The organism is Enterococcus phoeniculicola ATCC BAA-412 (genome assembly GCF_000407505.1).
Classification (GTDB): domain Bacteria; phylum Bacillota; class Bacilli; order Lactobacillales; family Enterococcaceae; genus Enterococcus_K; species Enterococcus_K phoeniculicola.
In genome coordinates, this window is sequence record NZ_ASWE01000001.1 from 52,719 (window position 1) to 72,134 (window position 19,416).

The following is a 19,416-nucleotide window of genomic DNA, read 5'->3' on the forward strand; positions in this document are numbered from 1 at the left end:
TTGCGGAATACACAAGTACTCTACAGAAAAGAACTGAAGAAGAGTGCTTGAGAATTGGCATAGTTATCGAAGATATATCTGTAGGTGTATTTTATAAGATATTCAGGAAAGTCAGTTTACGTGTGATTTTGACTAGGAGGAATTTACTATGAAAGAAATGAATAAAATAAAAGGGATAAAAATGCCATTAGCGGAAAAAAAAGAACTTATTTCCTATACAAAGGACTATCCTCAATGGGTCCATTTTGGTGGAGGAAATTTATTTCGAGCATTTCATGCAGAGATTGCACAGAAATTAGTAGATAAAAAAGAAATGAAAAGCGGTATCATTGTCTGTGAAACATTCGATGAACAGGTCATTGATAGTGCTTACCATCCATATGACAACAATATTTTAGAAGTTATTATGTATGATGATGGAGAATTAGAAAAAAAATTATTGAATTCAGTTGTGGATAGTTATTTTTGTCAGCCAATGAATCAGTCAGACTATCAAGCAGTGCAAGCTATTTTTGAAACCCCTTTCTTGCAAATGATTACAGTAACCATTACAGAAAAAGGCTATTTACTAACAGATAGTTTTGGTGAACTATCAACAGCAGTGAAAAGGGATATTGAATCTGGACCAGCGCATGCAACACACACAATGAGCATCATTACAAGCTTGCTATTTCATCGATTCATCAACGGTGCAAATCCGCTTGCTGTAATTTCAACAGACAACTTTTCTAAGAATGGTCAGAAATTCCAAGAAGCTGTAGTAAAAGTAGCTACAGAATGGGAGCGTTTGGGTTATGTAAATAATTTATTTATTGAGTATCTCTTAGATACGACAAAAATCACTTTCCCGTGGACAATGATTGATCGAATCACACCGAATCCATCCAGTGATGTATTAGAAAAATTGCGTGCGCAAGGAATTGAAGGACTTTCTTTAATTCACACAGAAAAGGGAACGAATATTGCTCCTTTTGCTAACACAGAGCAAACGCATTATTTAGTGATAGAGGATGAGTTTCCAAATGGGAGACCAGCATTAGAAGAAGCAGGAGTGATTTTAACAACAAGAGAAATCGTTGATAAGGCAGATGCAATGAAAGTGACAGCTTGCTTGAATCCATTACACACGGCAATGGCCATATTTGGCTGCTTGCTAGGATATCAGTCTATTGCAGAAGAAATGAACGATGAAGACATTTGTCAACTGGTTAGAGGTGTCGGCTATAAAGAAGGATTACCTGTTGTTGAAAATCCTGGAATTATTCACCCTCAAACATTTTTAGATGAGGTAATCACAAAACGATTGCCAAATCCAATGATTCCTGATACGCCACAGAGAATTGCTGCAGATACTTCACAAAAGGTCTCTATTCGATTTGGTGAAACGATAAAAAAATATGTGAATGAGCAGGGAACAGCAGAATCTCTAGTTTACATCCCGCTAAGTATTGCTGGTTGGTTACGTTATATTTTAGGAATAGATGATGAAGGCAAACAAACTCAGTTAAGTCCAGATCCGTTGTTGCATGAGCTTCAGGAAAAATTAGGGGAAATAAGCCTTGGATATACAGGAGACATTCATCAGATAGTGGCACCTATTTTATCCAATTCAGCTATTTTTGGAATTAACTTATATGAAGCTGCTATAGGAGAAAAAATTGAAGGATACTTTAAAAAAATGATAGGAAAAGAAGGGGCTGTTCGTCAGACATTACATGAGACGGTCCAGTAAATTAGGAGGAAAAGCAAATGGAAATGACCTTTCGATGGTATGGAAAAGAAGCGGATAAAATTCAGCTACAGGATATTAGACAAATTCCTGGAATAAAAGGAATTGTCGGGACATTATTTGATATTCCGGCGGGAGAAGTTTGGCCGAAAGATCGAATTAAAGCCTTGGTAGATGAAGTTGAAAAAGCTGGATTAACAATGAAAGTAATTGAAAGTGTTAATGTTCATGATGACATAAAAATTGGCTTACCAAGCAGAGAACAATATATAGAAAATTATAAGGTAACGATTCGTAACTTAGCTGAACACGGAATTGAAGTAATTTGCTATAATTTTATGCCTATATTTGATTGGATAAAGACGGATTTAAACTATATTCTTCCGGATGGTTCATCTACAATGGCTTTTGAAAAAATTGGTATTGATAAAGCTCCAGAAGAAATTGTTCGAGAAGTAGAAGAATCAACTTCAGACTATACTTTACCTGGGTGGGAGCCAGAGCGTCTTGCTCATGTAAAGCATTTATTTGATGCCTACAAAGAAGTTGACGATGAAAAGCTTCGAGAAAATTATGCCTACTTCCTTAAAGAAATCATTCCTGTCTGTGAAGAAGTGGGAATAAAAATGGCCGTTCATCCAGATGATCCTCCGTACTCTATTTTTAATTTACCGAGAATCGTAAAAAACAGAGAGGATTTAGATTGGATTTGTAATGTGGTAGATAGTCCATCAAATGGAATTACATTATGTACTGGGAGTATAGGGGAAGATCCAGCGAATAATGTCTATGATATTTTAGCAGAGTTCTGTAAACGTGATCGAATTCCTTTTGCTCATGTTCGAAATATCAAGTATTTAGGAAATGACAAAGATTTCTATGAAGCGCCACATTTATCTTCTGAAGGGTCACTTGATATGTATAGGATTTTAGAGACGATGTATGAGAATGGCTTTGATGGATATATTCGTCCAGATCATGGTCGAATGATTTGGGGAGAAACTGGGCGTCCAGGTTATGGCTTATATGATCGTGCGATAGGTGCTTCTTATTTATTAGGATTATGGGAAGCAATTGAAAAAAACAAAAATAAAGAGTAATGAGGAGAATGACATGTTTTTAGATAAAGACTTCTTGTTGAAAAATGAGTGCTCAAAAATATTATTTCACGAATATGCTGAAAATCAACCAATTATTGACTACCATTGCCATTTGGATCCCAGAGAAATATATGAAGATCAACCATTTAAAACAATCACACAAGCATGGTTGGGCGGAGATCATTATAAATGGCGATTAATGCGTGCTAATGGTGTCCCTGAAAGATTAATTACGGGTGACGGAGAGGATTATGAGAAGTTTCTTGCTTGGGTTGAAACAATTGAAGGATGCATAGGTAATCCCCTATATGTATGGACTCATTTAGAATTGAAACGTATTTTTGGAATTGACGAGCAGCTGACTAAAAAAAATGCCTCCATAATTTGGGAGAAAGCCAATCAAAAAATTCAAGAAGAAACGATGTCTACTAGAAATCTTATAAAGCAGATGAATGTAAAAGTTATTTGTACTACAGATGATCCTGTTGATTCACTGGAGTATCATGAGAAGTTGAAAGAAGAAAATGCTTTTCATGTGTATCCGACCTTTCGACCAGATAAAGCAATTAATATTCAGCTAGAGGAATACTTTTCGTATATTGATACGCTTTCTGAAAAATCAACTGTAAAAATTACCTGTTATGAGGAGCTAGTTTATGCATTGGAGAAACGAATGGATTATTTTTCTACGATGGGCTGTAAACTATCTGATCATAGCTTTTCAGCTCTTCATCCATTTGACTATGATCGGACACAACTATCTGAATTATTTTCAAAAAGAATGCGACGTGAAGAATTAACAAAGGAAGAAGTCTATTATTACCAATTTGGCTTAGCTGTTGATTTGATGTGTCTTTATGAAAAAAAAGGATGGACGGCACAGCTTCACCTAATGGCGACAAGGAATAATAATCAAAAATTATACCAAGCCTATGGTCCTGATGCAGGGGCAGATGCAATGGGGGATGGACAGATTGAATCAGGGATAAGCCGTTTATTTGATGAACTAGACAAACGAGATACGTTACCTAAAACGATTCTATACTCACTAAATCCGAAAGATTATGTACCATTAGTAGCACTCATGGGATGTTTTCAATCGGAAACAAGAGGGAAAATTCAATTTGGTTCTGCTTGGTGGTTTAACGACACCTATTCAGGAATTCGCTACCAACTAACTACGCTAGCAGAAGGAGGTGTGTTAGCAAACTTTGTTGGAATGCTAACTGATTCAAGAAGTTTTCTTTCTTATCCTAGACATGAATATTTTCGTCGAATTCTTTGCCAGCTAGTAAGCGAATGGGTGGAGGAAGGGCAATTGCCAGATGATAGACAATATTTAGGTAAAATCATTTCTAAGGTTGCTTATGAAAATGCGAATCACTATTTTGGATTTTAGGGAATACTAAACCAATAGATAGAGGTTAGAAAAAGTCTTGATAAGTGTTATTTTCTTAGGATCACGAAAAAGTTTTCTTAATATGTAATAGGCGATAGTAAAAGGTGGTTGACAACTCTTCCTCCACCCTCTATAATTTTATTAAAATAAAATGAAAATTTAATTTGAAAATACGTTGAAGAGAAGAGTAGCTGATAAATTTAGGTAAGAGAACCCGGTTGGTGAGAAAGGGGACTAAATGAGTGAGTGAAGATGAGCTCTGAGTGCTTTACTGGGTTTACGCTTAGTAGACGGTGGCAACCGTTATATTGCCGGGTTTCAGTAGGAATCGTCGAGGTGTAGTTTGTAAGAGCTACATAAACTAGGGTGGTAACACGGAGTTTTTCGTCCCTTTGTCATACAATTTTTTGTGTGGCAAAGGGACTTTTTTATTTGGGAAAAATGAAACGAAACTAGAAAAATGGAGGGAAAAAAATGACAACAACAAAATTTACTGAGAGAAAGACGGTACCCTTTCGCTATGATACAGTGGGGAGTTTTTTACGACCTCAACGATTGAAAGCAGCTAGAAAGAAGTTTCAAGCAGACGAGCTGACTTTAGAAGAACTGAAACTGATAGAGGATGAATTGATTATTGAATTGATTCATAAGCAAGAAGAAGCTGGCTTAAAATCTGTGACAGACGGAGAATTTCGAAGAAGCTGGTGGCACTTAGACTTCTTTTGGGGGCTTAATGGGGTACGTTTTAAAGAGGCTTCCCATGGGTATAGATTTGCGGCAGAGGAAACACGTGCAGAGACGGCCACGCTGACAGGAAAAATTAGCGGAAGAAATCATCCATTTGTCGAGCATTTTCAGTTTGTTCAAAAACATGCCTCAAATGAAGTAGAGGCTCGCCAAACAATTCCTGCACCTGCACAATTTTATAAGGAATTAATTCGACCTGAGAATAAAGAAGAGGTTGCAGCGGTTTATGAAACAAAAGAATTATTGATAGAGGCAATTATCAAGGCTTATAAAGAAGTGATTTCTGAACTATACGATTCAGGATGCCGCTCGCTGCAGTTAGATGATTGTACATGGGGAATGCTTGTAGGAGGTTTGCCAGAAGGAGTTATCTTGGATGGACAGTCAGAAGATGAGACACGAACTCAGCTAAAAGAGGAGCTTTTGAATATCAATAATCAGGTAATTAGCGGGCTACCGAGTGATTTAGTTGTAACTACTCATGTGTGTCGCGGAAATTATCATTCAACCTGGTCGGCAGAGGGCGGATATGAGAAAGTGGCGGATCCTTTATTTAATAGAGAGAATGTCTCTGCTTATTATTTAGAATACGATTCTGAGCGCTCAGGTGGATTTGCTCCTTTAAGAAACGTCAGTGAAGAAAAATTGGTCGTTTTAGGACTCATTACCTCAAAATCAGGAAAATTAGAGGATCGTCAAGCAGTGATCGACCGTATTTATGAAGCCTCAAACTATATTCCATTAGATAGACTTGCTTTGAGTCCCCAGTGTGGTTTTGCTTCTACAGAAGAAGGAAATGTGTTAACCGAGGAGGAGCAGTGGGCAAAAATAGCATTTATTCGCTCTATCGCTGAAGAGGTGTGGTCTTGTTAAAAAAAGCAGTTTCTAATTAAAAAGAAAATTACTAGTAATCATATGATAAGTAAACGAGAAGATGGTCAGAGTCTCTCGTTTTTTTGTTAATGACTTTAGTCGGTTTCAATCGCTAAAGTGATTGAAACAAAAAAACCACGCGTACTGCGCGTGGAAGAAGTAGCTTTAGCGATAAAACTCCTTTCGATATACTAGATAAAGGCTACCAACCGTTATCAAATCGAAAGGAGTTTTTTTATGTCAAATGGCGATAAAAGTTTAGCACATACTCGATGGAATTGTAAGTATCATATTGTGTTTACGCCAAAATACAGACGAAAAGTCATTTATGGAAAGTTAAGACAAGATATTGGGAAAATATTGAGAAAACTGTGTGAAATGAAAGAGGTAGAGATTATCGAAGCCCATGCGATGCCAGATCATATTCATATGTTAGTAAGAATCCCGCCTAAACTGAGTGTATCAGGTTTTATGGGCTATTTAAAAGGGAGAAGTGCTGTAATTATCCATGAGCGTCATGGGAATCTGAAATATAACTATGGGAATCGATCGTTTTGGGCCAAAGGATATTACGTGAGTATTGTAGGATTAAATCAAAAAACAATTGCAAAATATATACGAGAACAAGAAGCAGAAGATCGAGTAAGAGATAGTATAAGTAAAAGAGAGTACAACGACCCATTTAGCAAATAAAGACTAGAAAAAAATAGAGAGATAGCGGTTGGCGGTCTCTTAAAAAAGCTCCCTTGAAGGGAGCAGCAAGTAGTGAGCCCTTCTAGGGCTATTTACTGATTTTATAATGAATATACGAACAAATTTTCGTATTTTTAGTGACGAGTTTTTTTTAAAATGGTATGATAAGGAGTAAAGTAGGGAGGATTCCATTTATGGTAAAGTTTATTCACGCAGCAGATTTACATTTAGATCGTTCATTTGAAGGTTTAGCAGGAATGAGTGTTGACAGCCAAATGGAATTTTTGGAAGTAAATCAAAAAGTCTTAGAAAATATTGTCGATGCAGCGATTCAACAGGAAGTCGATTGTCTGCTTTTTTCTGGAGACACCTTTCATCAGAGTCGTCCGTCATTGCGCACACAAAAACATTTCTTCGAGCAGATGTCTCGACTATCTGACAGGCAGATTCCTGTTTTTTTAATTTTTGGAAATCATGACTACTATCAAAGTGAACGATATTGGTTTGAATTTCCTGAAAATGTTTATTTATTTACCTCAGAAAAAGTTGAAACCCTCCAGTGGAAAACTCGTTTAGGTGAAACAATCGCAATCAGCGGATTTAGTTATACGAGTCCATGGATACAAACAGAAAAAATCAGGGAATTTCCCAATCGACATCAGGTAGATGTCCACCTAGGTATGTATCATGGTGAACTAGGTAAAACCGGGAATTATGCCCCGTTTCAATTATCTGAAATGAGACAAAAAGGCTATGAATACTGGGCATTAGGGCATATTCATGTACCTGTTGAGTTGAGTAATCAGCCGATGGTTATTTACCCAGGGACTCCCCAGGGACATACACAAAAGGAAGAACAGGTGGAAGGGGTTCTACTGATTGATATTCATCAAGGAACCATTGAAAAAAAAGTGATTTCAGTGGATGAAATTCAGTGGGTAACTAAAGAAGTCTCCCTAGCAAATAGCAGAACCAGACAAGAAGCATTAAAAGAAATAGAGAACGTTCAGCAGAATACAGTTGAGAAGCGACAATTAATTCGATTACGACTAACTAACTTCGAGCACTTAGGGAAAGATTTTCAGACAAGTGTTGAAAATCAGGAAATTGTTCACTATCTATTGGAAAATGTTCGACAAGAAACCTCAATTAAAGGAAGTATTTGGACGATTGAATTAACCTATGAACAAGAGAACGATAAAATAAAAATAGAAGCAAGTAAAGAATTAGCCGAGCAACTCTTTACATCTTACGAGGATACGGAAGAATTTCAGCAGATCTTATCTGAAATTTATGGTCATCCGATTGCACATCGACTGCTGTCTGAGACTCATGCGTTTCATCAAGAAGTCCTTCAAAAAGGACAGCAGCTAATCCATTCAGAGTTTACGATAGGAGGCACAGAGGAATGAAGCTTTTAAAAGCAGAAATTACAGCTTTTGGAAAATGGCGAAATCAAGTGTTTGATTTTGAACAGTCCAATCAGCTACTTTATGGAACGAATGAAGCTGGAAAATCGACGCTTTATCAGTTTATTCAAGCAATGTTATTTGGGTTTCCTACAAAAAATAAAAGAAAAAAAGATTATACCCCAAAAGATGGCGCTGCATTTGGCGGAAAGCTGTGGCTGGAAATACCTGTTCATGGCGTTATTGTCATTGAACGATTTCGTCAACAAAATAGAGGACAAGCAAAAGTGATGTTAGGAACACAGGTTGGAGATGAAAAGCTGCTTAAAAAGTTACTCTCACCGCTAAATCAGGAATTATTTCAGCAAGTGTTTACCTTTCAGCAAGAACAATTAACCGAACTCGATGCTTTAAAGGAAGAGGAGCTTCATGATTCACTCATCTCTTTAGGTATTTCAGGAAGTACAAGCTTATTTCAAAAAAAGCAGGAATATCTTACACAGGCACAGCGTATTTTTAAAAAGAAAGGACAAAAGCTCCCTTTAAATCACTTGCTGACAGAATGGCAACAGCTACAACAACAAATACAAAGAAAACAAGAACAAGAAGCAGAGTTTAGTGAATTAATACGGCAACAGCAGCAATTAGAAAAAGAATACGCAGAGATAAAAAAACTACTTGAAAAGGGCGAAGGAAAGCTAAGTAAGTTAAGACAACAACAATTAAATCTTCCCCTTTATAAGGAATGGAATCAGTTAAAAGCTTCATGGCAAGAGCCAACATTAACAGCCACACAAAAAGAACAGCTACGAGCCGTTTATCAACATCATCAACAATTAGCTAGTCAGTTAGAAGAGGTTGAACAGCAATTAGAAAAACACAGTGGAATGGATCAGCAGTCAGCGCGTTATTACTTTTATTTAGAAAATGAAGAAAAAATCAAAGAATTGCTGGAACAGCAGGTATCTGTTCACTTGTTAAGCGAAGAAAAAGTGCGACTAGCAAATGAATATCAAGAAAAAGAACTTCAACTGACTAGAATGGAGCAGCAGTGGCACTGGGATAGAAAGAGCCCGCCCATTGCTGTGGAACAAGATGTAGTGGATGCGTACATCCAGCAAATGAATCAAATAGAAGAATCTCGAATGCAAGGGCTTGTACGAAAAGAAATGCTTCAAGAACAACGAAATCAGGTGGAGAATGAAGTAAATCAGCTAGAAATGAATCATCCAGAAATGTTTCAAAAAGAGAAAGCGAAAAAAACTATCTCGCCTATTCCTTGGCTTATTTCACTTATTGGATTGATTGCAGGACTATTTTTTTCAGGACCTCTACGTTTTATATTTTTTATTCTCATGATTTTGGGTATTGGAGGAGGTCTGTATACTTTATTTGGAAGAAACAGACAGTCTCCGCAAAATGCAAAAGAGCAGTGGCAAGAAAAACTGAATCAATTGGATATTTATGAAGAAAAATTAGTGCAAGAGAATTCTCAGGAGCGGCTACTTGATGAACAACTTGAAAAACAAAATGAGCAAATTTCAGCGTATCTTAAAGCACATCGGCTCGGAAAACTGAATGACATCCAACTTATTAAAGAAAATGCGTATCAAATTACGCACTATGTGGAAATGATTCAGGTACAACAAAGAATCCACAAACGGGCATTAGCGCATCAGACGCAGTTAGATGAATTAGAAGCAGATTGTCAATTTTTAAAAGAATGGGTCCCTATTCAAGATAAATCATTAGCTGAAAAGATGCAGTTAATCAATCAGTTTGCTAAAGAGATGGAGCAGCTAAAATTTGCTCAGAGCTATCAGCAAAACACACTGCTACAGCAACAGATGAATCAATTACGTAGAAAACAAAAAGAAGTGTTGGCTGATCAAACGGATTTATTTAAAGCAACAGGAATTGCTTATTTATCTGAAATTCCTCCACGTTTGCAGCAAGAAGAAGAGAATCAGGCAAAGCAGAGGCGAATAGAAGAGCTGTCTCAAACAATTGGTCAGCTATTTGAAGAAGAGGGAACAGAAGAGACACTTATTGAGCAGCTAACAGCGATAACCGCATCACAAGAACAATTAAATGAAAGAAAAAATCAGCTTTCAGAGAAGCTGCAACGAAACAAGCTTCAAGTAGAAACGCTGCAAGCTGATGGAACGTTAGATCAGCTTTACCAATTAGAAAGTCAACAAAAGGCAACCCTTCTTTCTTTAGCTAGACAGTGGGGCGCACTAGAAGTAGCAGCCGCTTTTTTGGGGGATTTATCGACAGAGCTTTCAGAACGCCAACTGCCGCAATTACTGAAGCGCGCAGGTGAATATTTAGCCATTCTAACGAATAACCGATATCATCAATTAACCTTGGAGTCTGGAGTATTAGCTGTTGTGAGCCAACAACAGTCATTTTCTCTGTATGAACTATCTACAGGAACAAAAGATCAATTAATGATGGCTATTCGGTTTGCGTATCTATCTTTAGAAGGAGATCGGGCATTGTCACCAGTAATCATTGATGACGGCTGGTTACATTATGATCATCAAAGAAAGTATTGTTTGGCAAAGCTCTTATATGAATTTAGCAAAAAATATCAGGTGATTTGTTTTTCTTCCGACCAAGAAATGGTAAGCTATTATCAAGAGCTGAATCAACCAGTGATAAGAATAGGAGACTAACTATGAAAAAAATTCGTGAATTATCTGTGGATGATCAATTTGAAATGCTTGTACTAATAAAAAATGCAGATGTTCGTCTTGCAAAAAACAATAAGAAATTTATTGCTTTTACTTTCCAAGATACATCTGGGACTATTGACGGGAAATATTGGGGGGCTTCTGAAGAGGATATTGAGGCGTTTACAGCAGGAAAAGTAGTGTCACTTATTGGGAAAAGAGAAGTCTATCAAGGAAATCCGCAAGTGAAAATTTTGAATCTGCGCTTGCCTAATCCCGGAGAACCTGCTGAACCTACGTTATTTATGGAACGTGCCCCACTAAAAAAAGAAGAGATGGAAGAAGAAATCAGCAAAACGTTATTTGAAATAACGAATGCACACTGGAATCGAATTGTGCGCTATCTACTAACAAAATATCAAAAACAATTTTTTGATTACCCAGCAGCAAAAAGAAATCATCATGCGTTTGCTAGCGGACTTGCCTATCATACAATTACGATGCTCCGTTTAGGAAAAGCAATTGCGAAAGAATATCCTGAAATAAATCATTCTCTTCTTTATGCAGGAATTATTCTCCATGATTTAGGGAAAGTCATTGAGTTAACAGGACCAATGTCTACAGAGTATACGCTAGCTGGAAATTTAGTTGGGCATTTGGTGTTAGTGGATGAAGAAATCACAAAGGCATGTCTTGAACTGAAAATTGATGAGACCGCTGAGGATGTTGTTGTCTTGCGCCACATGGTACTTGCTCATCACGGATTGCTGGAGTATGGTTCACCTGTCCGACCAAGAATTATGGAAGCAGAAATTCTCCATCAAATTGACAACATGGACGCTTCTATGCAAATGATGTTGACGTCGATTCGTCAAACAACCCCTGGAGAATATACAGATCGAATTTTTGGAATGGACAATCGAAGTTTCTATGTGCCAAAAGAAATTTGAAAATAATTTTTTGCTCAAAAAGTGAAAGAAGCTAAAAATGGGCTTGGAAGGTTTAGTCTTTGAAAGTAAAATGGTTCTCAGCCTTCATTTTGACTAAAAGTCTGGTAGAAGCTGAACACTTTTCTTTCCAAATTTTATTGAGTAAAGAGATGAAGGTGGGACATAACTAATTAAGTTATTCCACACCTTTGTAAACTCTTAATAAACGGCGGGAACAGAAGCAACTCCTTCGAAAATAAGCTGAAATTCCCAAAGATTTGAGGAACAATCTTCGTGAATTCCTTCTTATTTCTCGGAGCTAAACACTTCTGTCCCGACCTTATTTTTTTGTAGAAATCTTTCTAAAGATGTTACTCAGAGTGCCACAAAAAATCTGAATTTCATCAATATCCCATGACGAAAAGCCTCAAAAAAGACCATCAAGCCGTAATTGCTTGATGGTCTTAGCTGTTTGTTGTGATTATTCAGCTGAAGAGCTTTCTTCAGTTTTGCTTGAATCAGTTGATTTTTCAGTTTCTGATTCTTTTGTACTACTTGATTCTTTAGTTTTTGATGAGCTTTCAGTTGTCTTACTTGAAGATTCGGTTGTGCTTGATTCTTTTGTTTCAGCAGCAGCTGTAAATTGTGACAAGATATCTTTAAATGCATCATCTTTGATTTTCACATTTGCTTTGATTAATTCTTCACCGATAGATTTTAAAACGAATTGTTGATCAGAAATTTGGGTTTTTGTTGCGATTTCTTTAATTTCTTTTTCATAAGGCTTCATGTCGTTGCCTTTTGCTTTGTTTTTAGTCATTTTTACAATGTAATAAGTTGATTGTCCAGTTGAGCTGTTTGTATACGTAAGAACATCAGAAACTTCACCATCTTTTAATTTGAAGGCTTCAGCAGCAACTGTTTGCGGAATATTTGTTGATTGAGAATCAAATTTGATTTTTCCGCCATCTTCTTTTGTCTTTGTATCAATTGATTTTTCTTTAGCAATTTTTGTGAAATCACCTTTATTATCTAATTCCTTTTTAATTGCATTTGCATCTTCTTCAGTAGAGGAAACAATCACTTGTGCTTCTACTTCTGGATGGAAAGATTCCCATGCTGCTTTTTTATCAGCATCCGTTAGTTTTACATGTGCACGTAGCGCAACATCAACGAGTTGTTGTTGTTTTAATAACGCACGGTAAGTTTTCTTTGTGTAACCAGATTGTGCTAGAGCAGATTCAAAGTTATCACCATATGTTTTTTCTTCTGCTTTGAATAATTCATCTACTTTTTTGTCCGTTACTTTCTCACCGTAAGACTTTTCTAACACTTCATTTAGAATTAAGTTTGTAAGAACAGTTTTACTTGATGCTTCTGGTTGAGATTTTGCTTCATTGTAAAAGTCTTCTACAGTAATAGTAGAACCTTTCATTGTTGCGATATCTTTGTTTGATCCATTTGAACATGCTGCTAGCATAAATACGCTTAATGCAGCTGCTATAGCTAAGGTTATTTTTTTCTTCATCTTGTTTTAGCACTCCTACTTATTTATATATTTATTTGCGATAATCACAAGTAATACTATACCACACTCTTTTTTATAAAAGAAATAGTGTGAGGGATAGTTTCAAATAAAATTCATAGTAAAAACATATTTTTTAAGGAAAACTTGCTTTTTTATAAATAAATGATTGAAAATGGACGAAATATATGCAAAAAGACATATCTTAAAAGTTGTAAAAAATTTCTCGAAAAGAGCTTTTAGAGGATTCTCACAGGAAATTTAAAAAATTGAGTACACGGAATAGTTAAAAAGAAAACTGAGTGGATAGCTACCTAAATATGGTAACTATCCCTCAGTTTTTCTTTTGATATTGGTTCCAAAAATACGATGTAATTCTTTTATTTTGGACGATTTAAATGAAATCGTTGGGTAGGGTTGTCTGATTCCTGAGTCTCAGAGAATTCGTCTGTAAGTTGAGTAAGTTCATCACTCAGCTTATCAATTTGCTCCTGAATTTTAGCAATTCGTGGTTCTGCTTGAAACTGGAAATTTTCAATGTCTTTTTCGATACCGCTTTGGAAAACAGGAAGTAGCTCTGCAGCAGTTTCCTTTGTTACAATCAACGCTTCCTTGAATTGAGCAAGACTTTCATTCACATCTAATGTTAAGTTTGTTGTTTCATCAATTTCAGAAATAATTTTTTCACGCGTTTTTTTCCCACTGTTAGGCGCAAATAAAAGACCTGCAGCAGCTCCAGTAAGACTACCAAAAAGGAGTCCCTTCATAAAGTTTTTAATCATTTGTTTCCACCTGCTTTGCAATAGTTTCCGCAATTTGTTTTAACTCATCACTTTGGTAATCTGCTTGGTGGTTACCAAAATGCATCGAGAAATCATCATTTTTGCTGTAACGCGGAATAAGATGTACATGTGAGTGGAATACAGACTGGTAAGCTAGTGCTTTATTGTTGTTCACCATATTCAATCCTTCCATTTCAGGAAAGGCCTTTTCGATTGCTTTGGCAATTTTAGGGATACGGGAAAAAAGATCAGAAGCAAGCTGTGCATCATAGTCAAATAAATCAGTTACGTGTGTTTTAGGAATCACAAGAGTATGCCCTTTTGTGACTTGTGAAATGTCTAAAAATGCATAAACAAGCTCATCCTCATATACTTTGTAGCTTGGAATTTCTTGATTAATAATCTTACAAAAAATACAATTTTCCATGAAGAACATCCTTTCGTAAATGACGCAAGTCAAAATTTCTTAATAAGGTAACTTTACCACAACTTGGAAAACTTGTAAGCGAAATGGACAGGGAAGTTAAAAAAGTATGAGATGATGGTAAAACAAGTGCATAGGTGGAAGGAAGAAATTTATTTTTGCTCAGAAAGCGCCAAAAAAATAGTAAGAAAGTCGATACGTAAGATGTTATAATAATCTTAATGAAAAACTGGAGGAACGAAAATGAGTTTGAAAATAGAACAGGTGACCGGTGGATATGGTCATATCCCAGTCTTAAAAGATATAAGCTTTGATGTAAACAATGGCGAAATGGTAGGTTTGATTGGATTAAATGGTGCTGGTAAGAGTACAACAATTAAAAATGTGATTGGTTTGCTAACACCTCAAAAAGGGAAAATTACTATTGATGGGCTTGGGCTAAAGACACAGCCTGAGGAGTATCGTAAAAAAATCGGGTATATTCCAGAAACTCCTTCCTTGTATGAAGAGTTGACGTTGAAGGAACATATTGAAGTAACAGCGATGGCTTATGATATTCCAATTGAAGTAGCATTTCAACGGGCAGAAAAATTGTTAAAAACATTTCGGTTAGAAAATAAGCTGGAGTGGTTTCCAGCCAATTTTTCTAAAGGAATGAAACAAAAAGTAATGGTTCTTTGTGCTTTTTTGATTGAGCCTAGCTTGTATATTATTGATGAACCATTTTTAGGTCTTGACCCGTTAGCAATCCATGCCTTGCTAGAATTAATGGATGAGATGCGTCGCGAAGGGGCCGCAATTCTTATGTCTACACATATTTTGGCGACGGCAGAGAAGTACTGTAATCGATTTGTTGTGTTGCACAATGGAGAAGTACGTGCACAAGGAACAATGGCTGAACTTCGCCAAGAATTTCAATTGCCTGATTCTTCGTTAGATGAAATCTATGTGGCATTAACAAAGGAGCAAGATGATGAGTGAGTTTTTTCAAAAACGCTTAGCACGTCATCAAAAGCACATGATGCGCTACATGCGATATGTTTTTAATGATCACTTTGTCTTAGTGTGTCTCTTCTTATTTGGTGGTGTCGGTTTTTACTACTCGAACCTTTTAAAAACTTTGCCTGAAGATTTTTTCTGGGGAAGTGGCATTGTTGCGTTTGTGTGGTTGCTAAGTCTGTACAGTGGCAGCTTTGTTACATTAGCTGAACCTGCAGATATGGTCTTTTTGCTTCCAAAAGAGAATAAAATGACAGACTATTTTAAACGCAGCTTTACTTATTCTTGTATTTTCCCGTTTGTGCTACTAGTCCTTGTCTGTGGTTTTTTAATGCCCCTGTTAGTGGTAGCGGGAGGCTTCCAATTTAGTGAATTCATCTGGTTTTTGTTGATGCTCTGGAGCTTAAAAATTAGTCAGCTTCATGTACAGCGTTATGGAATTTATCAAGTAACCAATGCAAAGAAAAAACAGAGTCAGATTCTTTGGCTACTGACAACTATTGTGATTCTTTTGGTGAGTGTCTATACGTTTTCTTGGGTAGGAACAGGGCTTGGGCTCCTTCAGGCAGTTTGTTTTTATATACTTTATTGGAAACGACTTTCTGTGGGACTAGACTGGGAAGAAATGGTGAAAAAAGAGCAAAATAGACTTCATCGTTTGTATCAGTTTATCAATTTATTTACAGATGTTCCTGAAATTACTGCAACGGTAAAACGAAGAAAGTATTTAGATGGTTTATTAAATAAACTCTCTATTCAACAAAAAAACACCTATTTATATTTGTATGTTCGGCGAATGGTACGTGGCTCAGAGTTTAGCGGGTTATATTTGAGACTGGTTTTTATTGGTAGTTTATTCTTATATTTTCTAAATTCATTCTGGTTTAGCGTAGGGCTGGGTAGTGTATTTCTTTATTTAATTGGTTTTCAGTTGATTCCTTTATACAATCAGTTTCACTACATGGTACTTACCCAGCTTTATCCAGTTCCAAAAGAGCAAAAAGGGCGAGCAATTCAATCGTTAATTGGTTTATTGCTTCTTGTAGCAGCAGTTATTTTTGGCTTATTTGCATGGATTGGTTTAAAAAACGTTCAACAGGCGGGAATGGCTGCGGGAATCTATCTTCTTGTTACACTTGCTTTTACAAAACTTTACGTTTCTTCTCGAATAAAAAAGATGGAAAACTAATATCTAGTGGCTCTTAGGTGGATTTCTTATTGGTTTCGGTGGAAATGGCAGGATATAGGCTTGACGGTGATGTTTTAGGACGATAGAATAGTAGATACTGCGAAAACTAGAAGACAGGAGACAGTACCGATGGAGTTTCAGTTGGACCAAGAGTGGCGAGTCCGCCCAATCAAAGGGGACACAGGAAAAACATATATAGGTATTCGCGACAATGACCGTGTGTTCATTAAACGCAATACGACCCCCATGCTGGCTGCTCTTTCTAGAGAAGGCATTACGCCAAAGCTTGTTTGGACGAAACGAACAGGCAATGGGGATACGTTAACCGCACAGGAGTGGATGGAAGGTAGAATTCTGACTCCTGATGAAATCGGTCGTCGAAATGATGTGATTGATGTGCTGTATCACCTTCACCATTCAGCGACATTAAAGACGATGATGGGACGAATTGGCGGGAAGATTGTTACGCCAGAGCTGATGTTGAAGGAGTATCAACAGCAAATGCCTGACGGGATTAAACAAAATAAATTTTTGGCATTAGTTTTACGCTACTTGATGAGGCAAATGCCTACGTATAAACAAGAGCTATATACAGTGGTTCATGGTGATGTGAATCACAGAAATTGGATGGTTTGTCAAAATTATCTTTACCTTGTTGACTGGGATTCGATTATGTTTGCAGATCCAGCAGTAGATATAGGTACGATTTTAGGTCACTATGTCCCTTTATCTAACTGGAGTCAATGGCTAGTGAGCTATGGTATTCGTTCTACTGATGAGACACTTGAGCGTATGCACTGGTATGCGGTGATGAATCTTTTACAGGAAGTTTCTCGTTTATACAAGAGAAATGACTTCAAGCGAATGAACGCTGAAATTCTGCAGCTGAAGCGAATTTTTAGTGGATAAATGGTTAAAGAAAACGAAATTTGGTTCATTGTGAAGGCAATAAATTGAAAAAAATAATAAAAATGAATGATGAGTATTCAGATAAGGCATTGCAGGCTTGGGGGAGTATTTGGTTCCCAAGCTTGTTCGCCTTTTACTGTAGAAAAATGAATAATTTTGAAAAGCGAGGAATAGAAATATGCGTGTAAGATATCGTCAAGGAGCAGATGAATTATTAGCTGCTTATCCCAATTATGTGGCACAAAATCCTGAAGAATGGAAAGGGCGCTGGCATGAACGATTTGGCAATCAAAATCCGATTCATATAGAAATAGGAACCGGAAAAGGACAATTTATTACGGAGATGGCAAAGGCTCATCCAGAAATTAATTATATTGGTGTAGAGATGCAAGTGAGTGTCGTTTCTATGGCACTTGACCGGCTGGTTGAAGCCAACATCTCTAATTTACAATTACTTCATGTGGATGGTTCAGCGTTAACCAATTATTTTGCCGATAATGAAGTGGATCAAATCTATTTAAACTTTTCTGATCCATGGCCTAAAACAAGACATGAGAAACGTCGCTTAACGTTTAAAACATTTTTAGCTACAGATGAACAGATTCTAAAGCCAAATGGAGAAATTCATTTTAAAACAGATAATCAAGGACTGTTTGAATATTCCCTAGCTAGCTTTTCTCAGTATGGAATGATTATACAAAAAGTCTGGTTAGACCTCCATCACAGCGATTACGAAGGAAATATTATGACAGAATATGAAGAAAAATTTTCTTCGCGTGGACAGCGAATCTACCGTGTAGAAGCACGTTTTCAGGATAAAACAAAAAAATAGATAATGAATCGATAAAGGGAAATAAGAAGAGGCTTGTTTTGTGACTAGATGTCTGGTGAATGAAACCAGACGTATATTGAAATTTATTTTTCTCTAATGACTGTGAATGTGGGCAATAATGGAGAAAATAAACAAAGAGAAGACTCTGAAGAATCAAAAATAGAAGACTGAAAATCGTAAAAGGATTTTTGGTCTTCTATTTTGTGCGTCTCAGAACGCAAGTCCCACACATTTTTTCTCTCATTAGTCCATTTGGTGCTTCTGTCTTCTGTACTGGAGCTTCTGTACGTGTCACTTTGTGTGTGAATAGCGTAGGTTCCTTTAATTGAATTGCTTCTACAATCTCGAGTGAAGCGATTTATTTCGTGGGAAGAAGATATAAGGATTCTTCTCCTACTAGTTGATAAATTGTTTTAAACTGTTCTTTATCGACAGCGCGATGTTTAAAGCCAAAGGGATCATTCACATAGACAAATTTTGAATCTACCCCAGTAATAACGACAGTATGGCAAAGAGGAGTCACTTGAACTTCTCCACTTGAAGTGTTCCATATGCGAAAATCGGAAGCTTGCGGAATCTGAAATTCAACGGTGGTTTGTACCCAGACCGGAATTTTTTTCTGGATGAGTTTTTCTAAATCCTTAAAAGATAAATGTTTCTCTGTCATTACAGTATACTCATCTTGAACAATTGTCTGCGCTACTTTAGCAATAGGCTCAACCGCAACGCCCATAGCATCAAACCCTCCTGAAATATCTCCAACAAATCCATCATGTGGATTCCCATATAGCTCGTTTGTAACCTTAACAGGAACATACTCTAGTAATTCAGCTAACTGGTTTTTGTTCGTTGCATAGCCATAATATCGCAGTAGCATTGATAAAGAAGTTATTTCACACCCATTACCAAGTGGCTGTCCTTCGTTTTGATTTTCTAAAGGCACATCAATAAACGCAGTTGCTACTTCTTTTGTTGGAGCTGCTACTTTCTTTGTTGAAGTTGTAAACGTTAGTGTATTGAATAAGGAGAGTGTTAGAATACTGCATAAAATTAGAGTAATAAAAAAAGAAAGAATTTTTTTATTTGCCAAACGATCGACTCCTTTCCATGAAATCTATCAAGTAAGCTTCAAATTTGTTATCTTGAAGCTTACTTGTCACATTCATTCTTTTATCATTTGGATAGAAGAATGATTTGGG

At 36.7% G+C, this 19,416-nt stretch carries 16 protein-coding genes and 1 other annotated feature; of the genes, 12 read left to right on the top strand and 4 right to left on the bottom strand.

Going from position 1 to position 19,416, the window contains the following annotated elements; genetic code table 11:
- Positions 1–148: 148 nt before the first annotated feature.
- From I589_RS00200 to I589_RS00235, 8 genes are all read left to right on the top strand, one after another.
- Positions 149–1,732, top strand: a complete 1,584-nt coding sequence (locus tag I589_RS00200) for a mannitol dehydrogenase family protein (protein ID WP_010770166.1) — start codon at positions 149–151, stop codon at positions 1,730–1,732.
- Positions 1,733–1,749: 17 nt separating this feature from the next.
- The gene (gene uxuA, locus I589_RS00205; protein ID WP_010770165.1) at positions 1,750–2,829 is read left to right on the top strand and encodes a mannonate dehydratase; all 1,080 of its coding nucleotides are present in this window, start codon (positions 1,750–1,752) and stop codon (positions 2,827–2,829) included.
- A 13-nt stretch (positions 2,830–2,842) separates the two neighbouring features.
- Positions 2,843–4,228 carry a glucuronate isomerase gene (gene uxaC / locus I589_RS00210; protein WP_010770164.1) on the top strand — a complete coding sequence of 462 codons (1,386 nt, stop codon included), beginning with the start codon at positions 2,843–2,845 and terminating at the stop codon, positions 4,226–4,228.
- 166 nt (positions 4,229–4,394) lie between these two features.
- Positions 4,395–4,623: a binding site (T-box leader), on the top strand.
- Between the two features lie 79 nt (positions 4,624–4,702).
- Complete coding sequence (locus I589_RS00215) at positions 4,703–5,848, top strand: 5-methyltetrahydropteroyltriglutamate--homocysteine S-methyltransferase (RefSeq protein ID WP_010770163.1); 1,146 nt, start codon at positions 4,703–4,705, stop codon at positions 5,846–5,848.
- 237 nt (positions 5,849–6,085) lie between these two features.
- Entirely contained in the window at positions 6,086–6,541 is a 456-nt protein-coding gene (gene tnpA / locus I589_RS00220) for an IS200/IS605 family transposase (protein ID WP_010770162.1), read from the top strand.
- 194 nt (positions 6,542–6,735) lie between these two features.
- Positions 6,736–7,953 carry a metallophosphoesterase gene (locus I589_RS00225; RefSeq protein WP_010770161.1) on the top strand — a complete coding sequence of 406 codons (1,218 nt, stop codon included), beginning with the start codon at positions 6,736–6,738 and terminating at the stop codon, positions 7,951–7,953.
- Entirely contained in the window at positions 7,950–10,631 is a 2,682-nt protein-coding gene (locus I589_RS00230; RefSeq protein WP_010770160.1) for an AAA family ATPase, read from the top strand. Before I589_RS00225 ends, I589_RS00230 begins: the two co-directional genes overlap by 4 nt.
- Before the next feature lie 2 nt (positions 10,632–10,633).
- Positions 10,634–11,578 (top strand): 3'-5' exoribonuclease YhaM family protein, encoded by a 945-nt coding sequence (locus tag I589_RS00235; RefSeq protein ID WP_010770159.1) that lies wholly within the window; start codon positions 10,634–10,636, stop codon positions 11,576–11,578.
- Positions 11,579–12,038: 460 nt separating this feature from the next.
- Here the strand turns inward: I589_RS00235 and I589_RS00240 are convergent, their stop codons facing one another.
- The 3 genes from I589_RS00240 to I589_RS00250 all read right to left on the bottom strand — a co-directional run bounded on the left by I589_RS00240 (position 12,039) and on the right by I589_RS00250 (position 14,291).
- Positions 12,039–13,085 (bottom strand): peptidylprolyl isomerase, encoded by a 1,047-nt coding sequence (locus tag I589_RS00240; RefSeq protein ID WP_010770158.1) that lies wholly within the window; start codon positions 13,083–13,085, stop codon positions 12,039–12,041.
- Between the two features lie 377 nt (positions 13,086–13,462).
- The gene (locus tag I589_RS00245; RefSeq protein ID WP_010770157.1) at positions 13,463–13,864 is read right to left on the bottom strand and encodes a YtxH domain-containing protein; all 402 of its coding nucleotides are present in this window, start codon (positions 13,862–13,864) and stop codon (positions 13,463–13,465) included.
- The gene (locus tag I589_RS00250; protein WP_010770156.1) at positions 13,857–14,291 is read right to left on the bottom strand and encodes an HIT family protein; all 435 of its coding nucleotides are present in this window, start codon (positions 14,289–14,291) and stop codon (positions 13,857–13,859) included. The genes I589_RS00245 and I589_RS00250 overlap by 8 nt, the downstream gene beginning before the upstream one ends.
- Positions 14,292–14,531: 240 nt before the next feature.
- Here I589_RS00250 and I589_RS00255 point away from each other — a divergent pair, with 240 nt between their 5' ends.
- The 4 genes from I589_RS00255 (at position 14,532) to trmB (ending at position 18,217) form a co-directional block, all read left to right on the top strand.
- Positions 14,532–15,269 (top strand): ABC transporter ATP-binding protein, encoded by a 738-nt coding sequence (locus tag I589_RS00255; protein ID WP_010770155.1) that lies wholly within the window; start codon positions 14,532–14,534, stop codon positions 15,267–15,269.
- Positions 15,262–16,476 (top strand): ABC transporter permease, encoded by a 1,215-nt coding sequence (locus tag I589_RS00260; RefSeq protein ID WP_010770154.1) that lies wholly within the window; start codon positions 15,262–15,264, stop codon positions 16,474–16,476. Before I589_RS00255 ends, I589_RS00260 begins: the two co-directional genes overlap by 8 nt.
- Before the next feature lie 129 nt (positions 16,477–16,605).
- Positions 16,606–17,385, top strand: a complete 780-nt coding sequence (locus I589_RS00265) for a phosphotransferase family protein (protein ID WP_010770153.1) — start codon at positions 16,606–16,608, stop codon at positions 17,383–17,385.
- Between the two features lie 178 nt (positions 17,386–17,563).
- Positions 17,564–18,217, top strand: coding sequence for a tRNA (guanosine(46)-N7)-methyltransferase TrmB (trmB, locus tag I589_RS00270; RefSeq protein ID WP_010770152.1), 654 nt, complete (start codon positions 17,564–17,566; stop codon positions 18,215–18,217).
- Between the two features lie 358 nt (positions 18,218–18,575).
- Here trmB and I589_RS00275 read toward each other — a convergent pair whose 3' ends face one another.
- Positions 18,576–19,307 (bottom strand): C39 family peptidase, encoded by a 732-nt coding sequence (locus tag I589_RS00275; RefSeq protein ID WP_010770151.1) that lies wholly within the window; start codon positions 19,305–19,307, stop codon positions 18,576–18,578.
- Between the last annotated feature and the right edge of the window lie 109 nt (positions 19,308–19,416).